The sequence below is a fragment of the Facklamia sp. P13064 genome, from assembly GCF_050409425.1.
Lineage (GTDB): Bacteria > Bacillota > Bacilli > Lactobacillales > Aerococcaceae > Facklamia.
On sequence record NZ_JBNUPM010000005.1, the window covers coordinates 68,580 to 83,941 of the forward strand.

Consider the following 15,362-nt stretch of genomic DNA (forward strand, 5'->3'; position numbering starts at 1 on the left):
AGTGACATAATGTCAAAACGTACCATACTTTTAATTGATGGATCGAGTTTAGCCTTTCGTTCTTTCTTTTCAATCCTTGATATTGAACGTTTTAAAAATCGATCAGGTCTTCATACTAATGCTCTTTTCACTTTTAAGAGAATGTTAGATAATGTCTTGAGTCAATTTAAGCCAACCCATGTTTTAGTGGCATTTGATAAGAGTGGTGGCACTTTTCGGACAGAAAAATATCAAGACTATAAAAGTGGACGCCAAAAGACACCTACTGAATTCAAAGAGCAGATTCCATATTTTCGTGTGCTGTTAGAAGCCTATGGTATTAAACATTATTCTTTAAGTAATTATGAAGCGGATGATATTATAGGAACTCTTGCTTATCAAGCAGGCCAAGCAGATCAAGTTATTGTCCTATCTGGAGATAAAGATTTAACTCAATTAGCCAGTGATAAAACAACTGTGTATATTACGCGTAAAGGTGTTTCTGACCTAGAAGCATACACCCCTCAATCAATCCAAGAAAAATGGGGGATTGAGCCTTTACAAATTATTGACATGAAAGGTCTTATGGGGGATTCATCTGATAATTACCCAGGTATTACTAGAGTGGGTGAGAAGACAGCACTTAAATTACTTCATCAGTTTGGTTCAGTAGAAGCCATGTATGATCGCTTAGATGAGTTAAAAGCTTCTAAAATGAAAGAAAACATTATTAATGATGAAGCTAATGCAAGGATGAGTAAAGATTTAGCTCGTATTCTTCATGATGCACCGATAGAATTGACAATTGAGGAGACTCTTTTGCACCAACCAGATTACCAAGCTTTAGCTGAGTTCTATCGTCAAATGGACTTTCAAACTTTCTTGAAAGACTTGCAAGTTGAGCAAGGGGAGTCGAGTACGATTAATCAAGCAGCAGAAGATTTACCTGAAATTTCCATCCAAGTAATCGATTCAGCAGACCGGATTGAACCCACTATCTTACCTGATCAAGCAGTGTATTACAGTGAAATCTTACAGGACAATTATCACTTTGCCCCTATTAAAGCGGTCGCTTGGTTAGATTTTAAACAAAATCAATTGTACATCCTTCCTGAAGACTTAGCTTTTAGCAGTCAAGTTTTTAAAGAGTGGTTAACTAACGAAGACAAGCAAAAAATCTTTTTTGATTATAAACGTGAAGCGGTCATAGCTTCCCGTTACGATACACAAATTAATGGCATAATGATGGATGTTTTGATTGCCACTTATTTAATTGATACAAAAAACAACCAAGAACTTGCGGATGTGGCGAATCTTTTAAATCTGCCAGTGACAGTGCAATACGATGAAACGATCTATGGTAAGGGAGCAAAAAGAGCTTTACCTGAAAATAAGGATCAGTTTTACCAACATTTAGCCAATAAATTACAAACTCTAAAAGCAGTTCAACAACCATTAGAAAATCGTTTAGAAGAACTAGAGATGACAGACCTCTATCATGAAATAGAGTTACCTTTGGCTCAAACCTTAGCCAAGATTGAAATCGGTGGCATAAAGGTTGATCGTTCAACTCTAGATGAAAAAAATGAGCAAGTTCTAATTCGTATGCAAAAAATGGAAGAAGAAATTCATAACATGGCTGGCTCAACTTTCAATGTGAATTCTCCTAAACAATTGGGTATTGTTCTTTTTGAAGATTTAGGCTTGCCTATTATCAAGAAAACAAAAACCGGGTATTCTACAGCAGCTGATGTTTTGGAAAAGTTGAAAGACAAGCATCCCATTGTCCCAGCTATTTTAGCCTATCGACAGATTGCAAAATTACAGTCGACCTATTTAGCAGGGCTTCCACCCTATATTAAAGAAGATGGTAAGATTCACACACGCTTTGTCCAAACTTTAACTCAAACAGGACGTCTTTCATCCACTGATCCTAACTTACAAAACATACCAATCCGAATCGAAGAAGGACGGCTAGTGCGTCAAGCTTTTGTACCAAGCAAGAAGGGCTGGAAGTTATTTGGGGCGGATTATTCACAAATTGAATTACGCGTTTTAGCTCATATTTCGCAAGATCAACACATGCAAGAAGCGTTTAGAAATAATGAAGATATCCACTCTGCTACGGCTAGAAGAGTCTTTAACCTAGAAGATGATCAGGCAGTAGATGCAGACCACCGTCGCCAAGCCAAGGCAGTTAACTTTGGAATAGTATATGGAATTTCTGATTATGGTTTATCACAAAATTTAAACATTACCCGTAAAAAAGCCAAGGCTTTTATTGATCGTTACTTTGAAATGTTTCCGGGCATCAAAACATTTATGGAAACGATTGTGGAAGAAGCTAAAGAAAGAGGCTATGTAAAAACACTCTTCAATCGCCGGCGTTATTTACCGGATATTCACGCTACCAATTTTAATGTTCGTTCCTTTGCAGAACGAACTGCTATGAACTCGCCAATTCAAGGAAGTGCGGCTGATATTATTAAAGTTGCCATGGTTAATTTAGATCAGCGCTTGAAAGAGGAAGACCTTCAATCACGCATGATTTTACAGATACATGACGAATTGATCCTTGAAGGACCAGAAGAAGAAATGTCGATCTTAGAAAAAATAGTTCCACAAGTGATGGAGGAGGCTGCTGATTTGAGTGTTCCACTAAAAGTAGACTATCATTATGGAGATTCTTGGTTGGAGCTTAAATAAATAGAAATAAACTCACAACAAAATGTCTTAGAACTTGAAAATTCTTAAGAATTTAACTTGTGAGTTTTTGATTTATCATATGTAAAAGTTTACTAATTTTTGTTATATTGAGAAACTTAAATTTTTCATTGACGCACTTTTAAAATTAATATAAAATAAAACTAGCCACTTTGAAAGCGTTATCAAACAGTGGTAAAATAAAAGGAGGTTTTTTATGATTACGAATGGATTTCACTTTATCGCCTTCATGTTACTTTTCATAGGTGTAATGGTTTGGCTTGAAAGCAAGTATAAGGATTCGAAGTTCTTTACTTATGTACCAGCACTGATAATAGTTTATTTTGGAACGATGTTATTTTCAACCTTTGGTTTTTGGCAAGGGGAGGAAGTCTTGGGTGCAAGGGGAGCGATTAAGGATGCTATTCTTCCAGCTATGATCTTTCTAATGCTTCTAAGAGCTGATTTAAGAGATATTGCCAAGTTAGGCTGGAAAATGATCCTATCATTTTTCTCAGCAACAATCACGATTACAATAGGCTTTGTAATCGCTTTCACCCTATTCAAAGGCATCCTATCGCCGGATGCTCCGCTCACGCTTGGTGCCTTAGCAGGTAGTTGGGTAGGTGGCGTCCAAAATATGTCTGCTGTTATGGAATCATTAAATCTTAATAGTGAAAGTATGGGATACACTCTTTTGATTGATTCGATTGATTATTCAATGTGGATAATGTTCTTGTTAGCTATGGTACCTTTTGCTAAAAAGTTTAATAAATGGACCAAGGCTGACACCTCTGTCATAGATAAAGTGAATGAAAATTTAACTATTAAATTTGATAAAATTAGCACAGCCATTGAGCATCATCATATTCTACTGTTATTAGGTTTAGCTTTTAGTTTTACTGCCCTAGCACAAACGATAGCTGGCTACTTACCTGGTAACTTTGAAACAGGCTGGACAATCATTATCGTTACTTTTATTGGTTTAGCGTGCGCTATGACACCTTTAGGTAAGATTCCGGGTGCCCCACAGCTATCTAATGTTTTGTTATATTTATTAATTGGTTTAATTGCAGCTACTTCAAATTTTGCCGAATTAACCCAAGCCCCAGCTTATATTTTAACTGGTTTTGTTATTTTGTTAGTTCACGGCATATTAATGTTAATTATAGCTAAGCTTTTTAAGTTGGATTTATTCACATGTGGGGTGGCTTCATTAGCTAATATAGGTGGAGTAGCATCTGCACCAGTTTTAGCAGCGGCTTATTCTCAATCTTTAGTGCCTATTGCTGTATTAATGGCCTTAATAGGTGTAAGTACGGGAACATTTATTGGAATACTAATTTCAAATCTTTTAGCATTTTTAGCTTAAAATCTTTAAAAACTGTATCTTTTAAGATGTGACAACAATAGACGATTGTTTGAATGATATTTTATCTGTCTACTTGACAGGGGGCATATCAGAAATTCAATCGTCTTTTTTGTGTCCTTATTAAGACAAAATCTTTAAAATAGCTTGAAGCTTCTAAGCTAGGATGAAAGTCCCCCCCTCTTAGTATATAATAATTGGTGTACATAAAAGAAAAGGACGGAAATTATGATAAAATTAATGAAGCAAATCACTCGTTTTGTTTTTGTTGGAGGGACAGCGACCCTACTAGATATGGGGATCCTCTATTTGCTTAATTATCAATTTGGTGTTAATCACCATATTGCCGCAACCATTGCTTTTGTAGTAGCTACCTTTTATAACTATTACCTGTCTATGAAATTTGTTTTTAAAAGTAAGTTTGAAGCAGGAGAACGACATAAAGAATTCCTGGCTTTTTTCATTTTAAGTGTTATCGGATTGCTAATCACCCTAATCGGCTTGGTGATCTTTGTAGATTGGCTCAAGTGGGATGTAATGATTTCTAAGGTACTGATCGGTATTGTTGTGATGATTTTTAATTTCGTGACACGTAAAATTTATTTTGAAGGGGAGGCAGACCTACATTGAAAATAACAATTTTGATTCCCTTTTATAATGAAGAAGAAATGATCGAAAAGACTCACCAAGTTTTAAGTAAAGAATTGAAAACAATGGTTGAGTTCGAATTTGAATTACTTTATGTGAATGATGGCTCCTCCGATCACACCTTAGAATTGATGCGAAAAATTGCTGAACAAGATGAGCGAGTTAAATACCTTTCATTTAGTCGCAATTTTGGTAAGGAGGCTGCAATGTTAGCGGGCTTTGATCATGCCAGTGGCGAAGCAGTTATTATTATGGATGGAGATTTACAAAATCCGCCATATTTAATTAAAGAAATGATTGCTAAATATCAAGAAGGCTATGATGTGGTGAATGCCAAGCGAAGTCGAGATGGCGAACGAAAAACAACCAGTTTTTTTGCAAAAATCTTTTATAAAGTTGCCAACACCATGATGGATGTCGAATTGACGGATGGTGTTTCGGATTTTCGTCTGTTATCACGGCCAGCCATTAATGCTATTACCTCATTAAGAGAGTATAATCGTTTTTCTAAAGGATTATTTTCTTGGATAGGTTTTAAGGAAACGGTCATTGAATATGAAAATGAATTACGACAAGCAGGACAAACAAAATGGTCATTCAAAAAGTCTTTAAACTACGCTTTAGATGGAATCCTATCCTTTTCTAATCATCCCTTAAGAATGATTTTTGGCTTAGGTTTAACTTGTATTGCAATTGCCGGACTCTATATTATATGGTTACTTTTTAACTACTTTAGTGATCCGAGTCAAGCAGTATCAGGTTACTTCACCACTATTTTTACAATTGTATTTTTTGGAGGCGTTCAATTAGTCTCCATTGGGGTTTTAGGTGAATATATTGGTAAAATATTCTATGAGGTAAAGGGAAGGCCTCATTATATTATTGAAGAAAGCAATATTAAGAAGGGGGACCAGGAATGAAGAAAAAAACATGGATTTATGGAATGAGCGGCTTGGCTCCTTTGGCCTTAATGCTAGTAGGGTGGTTTATTAATGATTTCTTTCCTTTTGGAGAAAAGTCTTTCTTAGCTATCGACTTTAATCAGCAATTTATTGATTTATATATATTTATGCGAAATTCTTTTTATTCAGGTGATTTTGGCGCTTTGTTTTATTCTTTTACCAAATCAATTGGAGGAAATATGATTGGGGCTTGGGCTTATTACTTAATGAGTCCTTTCAATATATTTTATTTAATTTTACCCATGAAATGGATAACCTATGCTATATTTTTATCGGTATGGTTGCGGTATGGGGCTATGGGCTTATCCATGGCTTATTATCTTATTAAACGCCATGGTGGCCAAAAAAGACCTTATTTGACTTTGATTTTGGCTACCACCTATGCCTTGAATGGTTTCGCTGTGTCTTATCAAATGACACCTATTTTTATGGATGCATTATGGCTAATGCCTCTGCTACTTGTAGCGCTAGAAAATGTACTGGATGGTAAAAAGCCTTACACCTACATTTTTCTTTTGGCTTCGACTATGATCATTCAATATTATATGGGCTATATGATTTGCTTGTTTATTTTATTCTATAGTTTTTATTATTTGTTTGTTCAATATTACCAAGTACATAAAGACCATTATTTTAAATTTTTAGGACAAAATGTTGTTCGCTTAGGTATGTTTTCTTTAATAGGAATTGGACTGTCAGCTCTATTATTAGTGCCTAACATTTATAACTTACTCTTTTCAAAAGCTGCTTTGGAATCGACTCTATCTTTTGATTGGGAATTACAAATAAATCCATTAGATATCTTTGCTAAGTTAATGATAGGGGCTTTTGATAATGAGTCATGGTCTGCGGGACCGAACTTACCCAACATATATGTTGGGTCCTTAGCTATGGTGGGGGTAATCAGTTATTTCCTATCGAAAACAATTAAAACCAGCCATAAATGGGCGAGCGCTACAGTTTTAACTATCTTCTTCTTTTCTATGACCCATGAATTCACTAGCAAGATTTGGCATATGGGACAAAATCCAGCAGGCTTTTTCTATCGTTTTTCTTGGATTCTAGTCTTTTTCCTTATCTTATTAGCTTATCAAGGACTCAAGGATAAAGTGATTGAAAGCCAGGAAGTTTTCATTGGAATAGCTATTGCCCTCTTAATTCAGTCTGTAGTGATGGTCAAGGAATATTCTTTCCTGACTCCTGAACAAAGACAAGCTTCCGCCTTTATTTTTGGGCTAATGTGGTTGGTTCTTTATTTAGTAAAACAGCCTCACTTTAAATGGCTGCTAGTTTTATTATTAAGTTTTGGAGAGTTAAGTGCCAATGCCTATCTTTCCCAGGGAAGACTAAATCATAACAATGCTTTTAAATTTGAAAATGCACTGGATGTCATTGACGAATCTATTGATAAAATTCGTCCAGACAAAAGCGATTTTTACCGTATCTCTAAAACATTCTATCGGTCTAAAAATGATCCGATGACTTTTAGTTATCCTGGAATGACAACCTTCACCTCTAGTTTAGAAGGCTCTACACGAGATTTGTTCGAAGAACTAGGAAATTCAGCGATTGATGCATCTATTTATTATTATGGTACTCCTTTAACTGATGCTCTATTCGGAGTGAAGTATTTTGTAAATAATGAACCCTTTTCAAGTGATGATCAAGCTGTTATTGATCAGACTTATATTTTTCCAACGGATGTGACACGCCTAGATATTACTAATGAGGCGAATAAGGTAGATGAAACCGATCGATTTACCATTTTCCAAACTCCTAAAACATTGCCGATTGCTTTTGGAGTAAGTAATCAGTTAGCTCAATTGAATTTAATTGAAAACCGACCGATCGCTAACCAAAATGCGATTGCTCAAGCTCTCCTATCAGATGATACAGAAATTTTCAAACTGGTTGAGACCGAGGTGACTTTAACCAACTTAATTCATGGAGCGACACAATCAGGAGGTCAAATCTTTTCTCGTGAAGATAATACACTGGATGGTTCAATGAAGTTGATTTTTACGCCAACTACTGATGATTCCTACTTTGTCGATATTCCGCGCAGTTTATCAACCTATAAGGGAGAAGTCGACATTTTATTAAATGGACAGAATTACGATTATCGCTCTAAATTCGGAGCCAATCAAGTCTTTAATATTGCCCATCAAGCCAAAGGTCAAGAACAAGAGTTGGAGATCATTATTAAGGCTGACCGACAATTCAATTTGACAGATCTGAAGATTTACCAAATGGATCAAAATAAGGTTAACCAAATAATCGAAGACCGGCAGTCAGAGGCCATACAAATAGAAGAGTGGGGCTCCAACTATGTGAGAGGTTCGATTACAATTAAAGATAGCCCTTGGGTGTTTACTTCTATTCCGTACGACCAAGGATGGCAAGTGAAGGTCGATGGAGAACTTGTAGAAGACGAAAAAATATGGGATTCTCTTTTGGCCTTTCAAGTAGAAGCTGGCGAACATCAACTTGAAATGATCTTTCAGCCGAGAGGCCTTTTATTGGGAGCAGGCATTACTAGTTTGTCTGCCTTAAGTTTAATTGCTTGGGCTCTTCTAGAGCAAAAGTACGGCAAGTTCTTAATGTTTCATCTAAATGGTGAGTCGTTAAATAAACGACAAATTGGTCGCTCAGCCAAAAAGTCTCCTACTGACCAGCAGGTTGAAAGGTTCAAAATTACAAAAGACCCAACGAATGACATTAAAGTAGAGGAGTAAATTTCAAGATGAGTCAGAAAAAATCTTTAATTATTTCTTGGTCACTTGGCTTTCACTTTCTATCAGCTTATCTAATAACGGCGATTTTAAACATTATGATGTGTCCTGAACTCAATGTTTTGGTCATTCTGGATAATCAAGTGTCCATATTTTCTTTTTTAAGTATGCTTGTTTTAGTTTTTTCACTTTTATTAGCGGGCGATTTTCATTTTTCAAGAGAAGATTTAAGAGGAGAATTTTTTACTATTGTCTTAGTAATATTTTGTCTATTCTTTACATGGCAAAACTCATCCTTAGTAATCGTCTTGGGTGTGTTTTTTCTTTTAATGACCTACTATTGCTATCTCTTTTTCAATAGACTTAAGAAACAATTCATTGTATTGGGAGGAGCTTATATCTTAGCGATACGCTTCATTTATCTGGCTGTTTTTTTGAATGAAGAAACATTTGTAACAAATAGTTCATCAATGGATAAAAAATTATTAATCTTATTTATTTTAAGTGCTATTTTAGCTTACTTCTTAACTCGTGGAAGTCTTCTGGAACGATTAAATTTAAGAATGAGGTCAGGGAGTTTATGGGCAATATTCTTTCTGTCCATTATATTGTATGCATCAACAGTTGGCTTATGGGTAATTGCTAGAGTTTTAGTCTATGCTTCACCGACTTATGATATGGGCATTTTTTCGCAGATGTTTGAGAGTATGGCGAATGGGATGGGGCCTATTACAACTTTAGAAAGAGGAGAAAAGTTGTCACATTTTGCAGTGCATCTCTCTCCTATTCATTATTTAATTCTGCCTGTTTATTGGCTATTACCGAGTCCTTTGACTATTCAAGCGCTTCAAGTTCTCATTGTAATGTCAGGAGTCATACCTTTATATTTAATACTTAATCAGTTAAAGTGGAGTGTGAAGTATCGAATTGTCTTTCTTTTGCTCTATTTATGGATGCCATCATTGACTAGCGGTCAATTCTATGACTATCATGAAAATTGTTTTTTAGCACCATTAGTTTTATGGTTAATTTATGCCGACCTCAGTCAATCGAGCTGGAAGATGGCGGTAGCAACCCTATTATTATTAGCAGTCAAAGAAGATGCGATTGTTTATGTAATAAGTATCGGGGCTTTCTTTTTATTACAAAATCTTTGGCCCCAAACGTCTAAGGTAAAAAAAGTAATACTTGGGCTTCAGATTATTATACCAATAGCTTATTTTTTCTTTGCTATTACTTGGTTAAGACACTTTGGCACTGGGGCAATGACTAGTCGCTTTGCCAATTTTATGCTGACAGACCAAGAGGGTTTAATCCATGCGGTCTTTAATGCCATAAAAAACCCCGCATTCACATTAGCAAGTATTTTTACTTATGAAAAGTTAAAGTATCTCTTGATTATTTTTGCAAGCCAGGCCTTCTTACCCTTGCTACAAGTTTCATGGCGCCCGTATATTTTATTGTTACCCCTTTTGGTCATCAATCTTGTCAGTGACTGGCCTTATCAAGTCGACTTATTTAAACAATATCACTTTGGGTCGAGCACGCTTATTCTTTTTATGTCTATCATAACCATTGAACATTGGCAAAGAAGAAAAGTGTATCTGTTTCGAACCAAAAAAATCTCATTTGAACAATTATCTAGCTTTTTCATCACCTTATCAATATTAGCAAGCCTTTCGTTTTTTGTAACAATGATAGGCCCTAGAAAGTATGATTATCAATCCTATCAAAACGACACTGAATTTTATCAATCGATTCAAGAGACCTTAGCTAAAATACCAAAAAATAGTAGAGTTGTGACGGTATCCTCATATACGACACCTTTATCAAAAAATTCAGAACTTTATGATCTTTTCTATCATAATAATCGAGAAGTAGACCTTACTATTGATTATGTTGTTTTTAATCGCTCAATTTTAGAAGGTCAATCAGAAGAAAAACAAGTAATTGAAAAATATCTTGCTTCAGGCTATATTGAAAGTGATCTTTCAGGTAGGGATGTTGCTATTTTAGAAGCTAGATAAATTTTTGAACCACCTAATCCTAGGTGGTTTTTAAAATAAGACGATATCATCTTTACTATTCGACATAACCGACAAAGTTCTTCTTTCATGATAAAATAAAAATAGATTTCAGTTTAGGAGTGGGTTAAATGCCAGAATTACCAGAAGTAAATGCTGTCATGATTGGATTGAATCAGTTGGTTCAAGGAAAGACCATAAAAAAAGTAAATGTTTATTGGCCTAAAATAGTAGGGGCTGAAAATGCTGAAGAAGTAAAATTGTTTGCTAATCAGTTAATCGACCAACAAATCATTGAAGTCAAACGAAGAGGAAAATATTTAATATTTATTCTTAGCGATAAGGTTATGATTTCGCATTTGCGAATGGAAGGTAAATATCAATACACTCCTCAAGATCAATTGACATCCTATCAAAAAGATAAGCACACTCATGTCGAATTTATGTTCACTGATGAAACTTTATTGAACTATCATGACGTTAGAAAGTTTGGTCGGATTGAAGTAATAGCGAAAAATGAGCTAGAAAATTATTTTCTCGCCAAGGACTTAGGTCCAGAACCCACAGAAAATGAGTTTGATTTAGCAAGTTTTCAAAAAGACCTATCCAAAATTAATCGTATGATTAAACCTGTTCTCTTAGATCAAAAAACAGTGGCAGGTTTAGGAAATATTTATGTTGATGAATCCTTATTTAGAGCAGGAATCCATCCAGCTAGTTTGGCCAGGTCTGTTCCACTAAGTAATATGCAAGATCTACATCAATCAATCATTGAGGTGATTGATGAAGCGGTCAAGGCAGGAGGCTCATCTGTTCGAACTTACCGCAACAGTTTAGGACAAGCAGGAGAATTTCAACAACAATTGCAAGTGTATGGGCGCAAGGGACAGCCTTGTTTTCGTTGTGGTACTACCGTAGAAAAAACTCAGTTGGCTCAACGAGGCACACATTACTGTCCAAGGTGTCAGAGATATTTTACTTAGTAAAAACAAACATGATCGACTAAACAGGAGGTATAGTATGACGTTTTTGATAGCATTAACAGGAGGAATAGCAACCGGTAAATCAACCGTGGCTCAAATAATTAAAAATTTAAACTATCCAGTTATTGATACGGATCTAATTGCAAGGAAAGTAGTTAAGCCTGGTAGTAAGGGATTAAATAGACTGGTTGAAAGATTTTCTGAAAAAATTCTATTGGGCTCAGGTCATTTAAACCGTCCACTTTTATCGGCAATAGTCTTCAATGATTCTCAAGCTTTAGAAGCCCTTAATCAAATTTTACACCCTTTGATTCTTGAAGAGCTAAGACGTCAAATTAAAACGTTATCTGAACCATTGGTATTCGTTGAAGTGCCCTTGTTATATGAAGTGGGTTGGCAAGCTTTCTTTGATCAGGTGTGGGTGATCTATGCGCCTTATCATAAGCAATTAGAACGCTTGACTCAAAGAGATCAAATCGATCTAGAAATGGCTCAAAGAAAAATTTCTAGTCAAATCCCCACTATCGAAAAAATTGAGCAAGCTGATTTTGTAGTTGATACTGAGTTTGACAAAGAGACAGTTGCTGAACAAGTTAATCAAGCATTACAAGACTTATTAAATAAGCTATAATAGAATTAGGAATTACTTTAATATATTTATATAGAAAGGGGGAGCTTTGATGGAATGTCCAAAGTGTCATCAGCAACAATCCAAAGTAATTGATTCCCGACCCGCAGAAGATGGTGCATCTATCCGACGTAGAAGAGAGTGTATGACTTGTGGTTTTCGTTTTAATACTTATGAACGTATTGAGAGAACACCTTTATTAGTAGTTAAACGTGATGGAACACGTGAAGAGTTTAATCGTGATAAACTCTTGCGTGGTATTGTTAGAGCGGCAGAAAAACGACCGATTAGTCGTGAGCAAATGGAAGAAGTGGTCGGTCACGTTGAAAATAAAATTCGAGAAGTTTGTGAACAAGAAATTGCTAGTAAAGATATCGGTGAATTTGTAATGCCTTTATTAATGGAATTAGATGAAGTGGCCTATATTCGTTTTGCTTCGGTATACCGTGAATTCCAATCACGTGAAATGTTTATTAAAGAACTTGAAGCCCTAACGCTACAATCAAAATCATCGGAGCAAGAGGACCATGGTCTTACAGATTAATCCTTATCAACCTTATCAAGTCAAATTAGGTCTTCCTTTATCATTTCAGCAACTTCAATGTTTAACTCAACTTTATCAACCGATTATTGGGGCCGATGCAGTCAGTTTATATTTAACTTTGGCCCACCAACCGAGAGAAAAACTTAATTGGACCTATCGGACGATGCACTCTCGATTATTACCTGTTCTTAATATGGGTATAGGGGATTTCAATCAAGCACGCATTCATTTAGAAGCTGTGAATCTTATAAGGACTTATCGAGATGAAAAGTCACATGATGACTATACACGGCAAACTATTTTCTATGAAATGCAAATGCCTTTGTCAGTGGAACATTTTTTTAAACATCCCCAATTATCATTAGCTCTTTTTAATCAAATAGGTGATGAGTCTTATTATGGCTTGATTCGTCTGTGGAAAAAAGAAGACCTAGGGCAGACAGCATTAAGCGAAATCACCTTACCTTTCGCTGAGGTTATCAATGCTAAAAGCGAAAACTTTCGTCGTAGTGAATTATTTGAAGCGACCGAAGGCATACAATTCCAAGACCAATACTCAAATTTTGAGCTTGATGAAGACAACTTTCAAGATAGATTTGATTTATCTTTCTTTTATCAGATACTAGCCAGTAAACAAGTTGCTAAAGAATTGATAAGCCAAGCTGTCTTGAACCAAATAGCTAGCTTAAGTCAGTTTTATGAACTGGATGAGGAAGCTATGGCGCAAGTTGTTAAACTCGCTCAAAGTCCAGTCACACAACAAATTGATCTTGAATTGTTAAGAACTTATGCAGCAAAATATCAGTATTTTAAGAAACGCGAATATTATGATCAATTAGTCGACCAGTCAGTCAAAGCAAGTCACGAAGAACTTGCTAATTTGAAAAATGATTTAAGAACGAACTATCCAAGCTTTACCGATCAAGAAATTGAAATTATACTTATCTGTCAGCAAATGAATCCAAGTGAATTTTTAAATCAAATTAAAGAAGAAGCAGGCGGATTTGCGACGAGTTCTGAACATTATTATTTAAAAGAACTAATTGAGAAATCACGTCTGCCACAAGCTGTCTTGAACTTTTTAGTTTATTATTTAATCGTTATGGAAGGGCACGCCAATTTTGAAAAAGGAAGATCGAATCGATTGGCTAATGAGTGGCAACAAGTGGGACTATCCGATCCTGCAGAGGCCTTGGAGTTCTTACATAAGCAGAGACTCTTTAAAGAGAAACAAAGTAAAATTAAAGACAAGCAAAAAGCACAATCATCAAAGAACAATTGGACTAACAAAAAAAAGTATCAAGAGTTGGTGCCTAGTTGGTTGAAGGAACAACAAAATCCAAAAGCCACTTCTCAAGAAAATGCTAGCAGTAAACCAGTTGAGACAAATGGTAAGAACGCATTGTCAAAGGAGATAGATGATGACTCTATAGACAAAGGCGCAAAACCTTCGTCACAATTAAAAGAAGAAGAAATTCGCAAACGACTAGAGAACTTATTAAATAAGGGGGAAGATTAAGATGCAATCCATCAAACAGCTGATGAAAGATTTTGAAAATCAAACACCCCAATCTGCTTCAAGTCAAGAAATGACAAAAGTGCTTCTCAATTATCCTGCTATTAAGGATTTTATCAATGCTAATCAGGACAAAATTTCACTAGAAATGATCATGAATTCTCTATCCAAACTCAACGAGTATCGGATGGAAAAAGAAGCCATGGCAGCAGGTAAAGAAGGGCAAAACCCTGGTTTTACACCGGAACTTTTTATCAACTATAACTATATAGATGTTACCTATGTGCCCACTCAAAGTTATTTACATCAACAGGCCCAAAGAAAAACAGCTGCTTTAATTGATAATCGGATGATGGCTCTAGATGTTCAAAAAGCAAGGCTTGAAGATTACGACTTAACCAGTCCGCAACGTTTAGTGTTGATGGAAGCTGTCACAACTTTTATTGAAGAGATTAAAGTGAATATTCGTCAAGCCAGAGGTATGTATATCGCTGGACCGTTTGGTGTTGGAAAGACCTATTTATTAGGGGCCTTAGCCAATGCTCTAGCCAGTTTGGGTTATCAAGTATCGATGATTCATTACCCAACCTTTACGATGGAAATGAAGGCTGTGATTGGGCAAGACAATCAATTATTTATGATGTTAGAGCAAATTAAGAAGAAAACAGTTCTAATTATTGATGATATTGGGGCGGAATCGAATTCAGCTTGGTTAAGAGATGATTTATTAGGGGTTATACTCGAACATCGGATGAAGGAATCCTTACCAACATTTTTCACTTCCAACTTCACAATGGCAGAGTTAGAAGTTCATCTAGCTTCTAGTCGTAATGCTTCCGACGTGACGAAAGCGGCAAGAATCATGGAAAGAATTAAATTTTTAACTAAGGAATGGCAATTGACGGGAGAAAATCGCCGCTTATCTAACCGTTAATTTATTAAAGAGAGGAAATCGATGTATGAGAGATGGATTCAAATCAACAGATTTTAAAAAAGAGCAAAGGTTTATATTGCTAGTCCTTGCTATTGCACTGATTATTCAAATAACGGTGGCAGGGTTGTATTTCTTTGTGGAAAAGCAAACTGTTTTATTATTTCCTATGTTTTTAGGGATTTTAGCTAATTTGACTGGCATTGGCAGATTAATGCAATTATGAAACTAATTCTTGCATTTTTTTAAGATTGATGGTTTAATGAATTTAACTCAAGATAAGAAATTAATGAGAAGTCACGAAGTTTAATTCCCTCATTTCAAGAGAGAGGTCGTTTGCTGG

The 15,362-nt window shown here is 35.6% G+C and carries 12 protein-coding genes; all 12 read left to right on the plus strand.

Annotated features, from left to right (window positions below):
* The first annotated feature begins 9 nt into the window (after nt 1-9).
* Entirely contained in the window at nt 10-2,685 is a 2,676-nt protein-coding gene (polA, locus tag ACQV2S_RS03475; RefSeq protein WP_428885023.1) for a DNA polymerase I, read from the plus strand.
* 214 nt (nt 2,686-2,899) lie between these two features.
* Nucleotides 2,900-4,054 (plus strand): DUF819 domain-containing protein, encoded by a 1,155-nt coding sequence (locus ACQV2S_RS03480; RefSeq protein WP_428874854.1) that lies wholly within the window; start codon nt 2,900-2,902, stop codon nt 4,052-4,054.
* A gap of 225 nt (nt 4,055-4,279) precedes the next feature.
* Entirely contained in the window at nt 4,280-4,681 is a 402-nt protein-coding gene (locus ACQV2S_RS03485) for a GtrA family protein (protein WP_428873616.1), read from the plus strand.
* The gene (pgfS, locus tag ACQV2S_RS03490) at nt 4,678-5,619 is read left to right on the plus strand and encodes a glycosyltransferase PgfS (protein ID WP_428885024.1); all 942 of its coding nucleotides are present in this window, start codon (nt 4,678-4,680) and stop codon (nt 5,617-5,619) included. The genes ACQV2S_RS03485 and pgfS overlap by 4 nt, the downstream gene beginning before the upstream one ends.
* A complete protein-coding gene (locus ACQV2S_RS03495) occupies nt 5,616-8,396 on the plus strand; it encodes a YfhO family protein (protein ID WP_428885025.1) in 2,781 nt (926 codons plus the stop codon). The genes pgfS and ACQV2S_RS03495 overlap by 4 nt, the downstream gene beginning before the upstream one ends.
* 8 nt (nt 8,397-8,404) lie before the next feature.
* Nucleotides 8,405-10,420 carry a DUF2079 domain-containing protein gene (locus tag ACQV2S_RS03500; RefSeq protein WP_428885026.1) on the plus strand — a complete coding sequence of 672 codons (2,016 nt, stop codon included), beginning with the start codon at nt 8,405-8,407 and terminating at the stop codon, nt 10,418-10,420.
* A gap of 128 nt (nt 10,421-10,548) precedes the next feature.
* Nucleotides 10,549-11,400, plus strand: a complete 852-nt coding sequence (gene mutM, locus ACQV2S_RS03505) for a DNA-formamidopyrimidine glycosylase (RefSeq protein WP_428885027.1) — start codon at nt 10,549-10,551, stop codon at nt 11,398-11,400.
* 37 nt (nt 11,401-11,437) lie between these two features.
* Entirely contained in the window at nt 11,438-12,031 is a 594-nt protein-coding gene (gene coaE, locus ACQV2S_RS03510) for a dephospho-CoA kinase (protein ID WP_428885028.1), read from the plus strand.
* A gap of 49 nt (nt 12,032-12,080) precedes the next feature.
* A complete protein-coding gene (nrdR, locus tag ACQV2S_RS03515) occupies nt 12,081-12,572 on the plus strand; it encodes a transcriptional regulator NrdR (RefSeq protein ID WP_428876502.1) in 492 nt (163 codons plus the stop codon).
* The gene (locus ACQV2S_RS03520; protein ID WP_428885029.1) at nt 12,556-14,091 is read left to right on the plus strand and encodes a DnaD domain protein; all 1,536 of its coding nucleotides are present in this window, start codon (nt 12,556-12,558) and stop codon (nt 14,089-14,091) included. The genes nrdR and ACQV2S_RS03520 overlap by 17 nt, the downstream gene beginning before the upstream one ends.
* A gap of 1 nt (nt 14,092) precedes the next feature.
* Nucleotides 14,093-15,022, plus strand: a complete 930-nt coding sequence (gene dnaI, locus ACQV2S_RS03525; RefSeq protein ID WP_428873624.1) for a primosomal protein DnaI — start codon at nt 14,093-14,095, stop codon at nt 15,020-15,022.
* 25 nt (nt 15,023-15,047) lie between these two features.
* Nucleotides 15,048-15,245: a hypothetical protein gene (locus ACQV2S_RS03530; protein WP_428873625.1), complete on the plus strand. Its 198-nt coding sequence runs from the start codon at nt 15,048-15,050 to the stop codon at nt 15,243-15,245.
* The last annotated feature ends 117 nt before the right edge of the window (nt 15,246-15,362 follow it).

What these genes read in the sequence shown, in the direction of transcription:
- polA (WP_428885023.1), top strand. Translation starts at nt 10, where the DNA reads ATGTCAAAACGTACCATACTTTTAATTGATGGATCGAGTTTAGCCTTT.
- ACQV2S_RS03480 (WP_428874854.1), top strand. Translation starts at nt 2,900, where the DNA reads ATGATTACGAATGGATTTCACTTTATCGCCTTCATGTTACTTTTCATA.
- ACQV2S_RS03485 (WP_428873616.1), top strand. Translation starts at nt 4,280, where the DNA reads ATGATAAAATTAATGAAGCAAATCACTCGTTTTGTTTTTGTTGGAGGG.
- ACQV2S_RS03495 (WP_428885025.1), top strand. Translation starts at nt 5,616, where the DNA reads ATGAAGAAAAAAACATGGATTTATGGAATGAGCGGCTTGGCTCCTTTG.
- ACQV2S_RS03500 (WP_428885026.1), top strand. Translation starts at nt 8,405, where the DNA reads ATGAGTCAGAAAAAATCTTTAATTATTTCTTGGTCACTTGGCTTTCAC.
- mutM (WP_428885027.1), top strand. Translation starts at nt 10,549, where the DNA reads ATGCCAGAATTACCAGAAGTAAATGCTGTCATGATTGGATTGAATCAG.
- coaE (WP_428885028.1), top strand. Translation starts at nt 11,438, where the DNA reads ATGACGTTTTTGATAGCATTAACAGGAGGAATAGCAACCGGTAAATCA.
- nrdR (WP_428876502.1), top strand. Translation starts at nt 12,081, where the DNA reads ATGGAATGTCCAAAGTGTCATCAGCAACAATCCAAAGTAATTGATTCC.
- ACQV2S_RS03520 (WP_428885029.1), top strand. Translation starts at nt 12,556, where the DNA reads ATGGTCTTACAGATTAATCCTTATCAACCTTATCAAGTCAAATTAGGT.
- dnaI (WP_428873624.1), top strand. Translation starts at nt 14,093, where the DNA reads ATGCAATCCATCAAACAGCTGATGAAAGATTTTGAAAATCAAACACCC.
- ACQV2S_RS03530 (WP_428873625.1), top strand. Translation starts at nt 15,048, where the DNA reads ATGAGAGATGGATTCAAATCAACAGATTTTAAAAAAGAGCAAAGGTTT.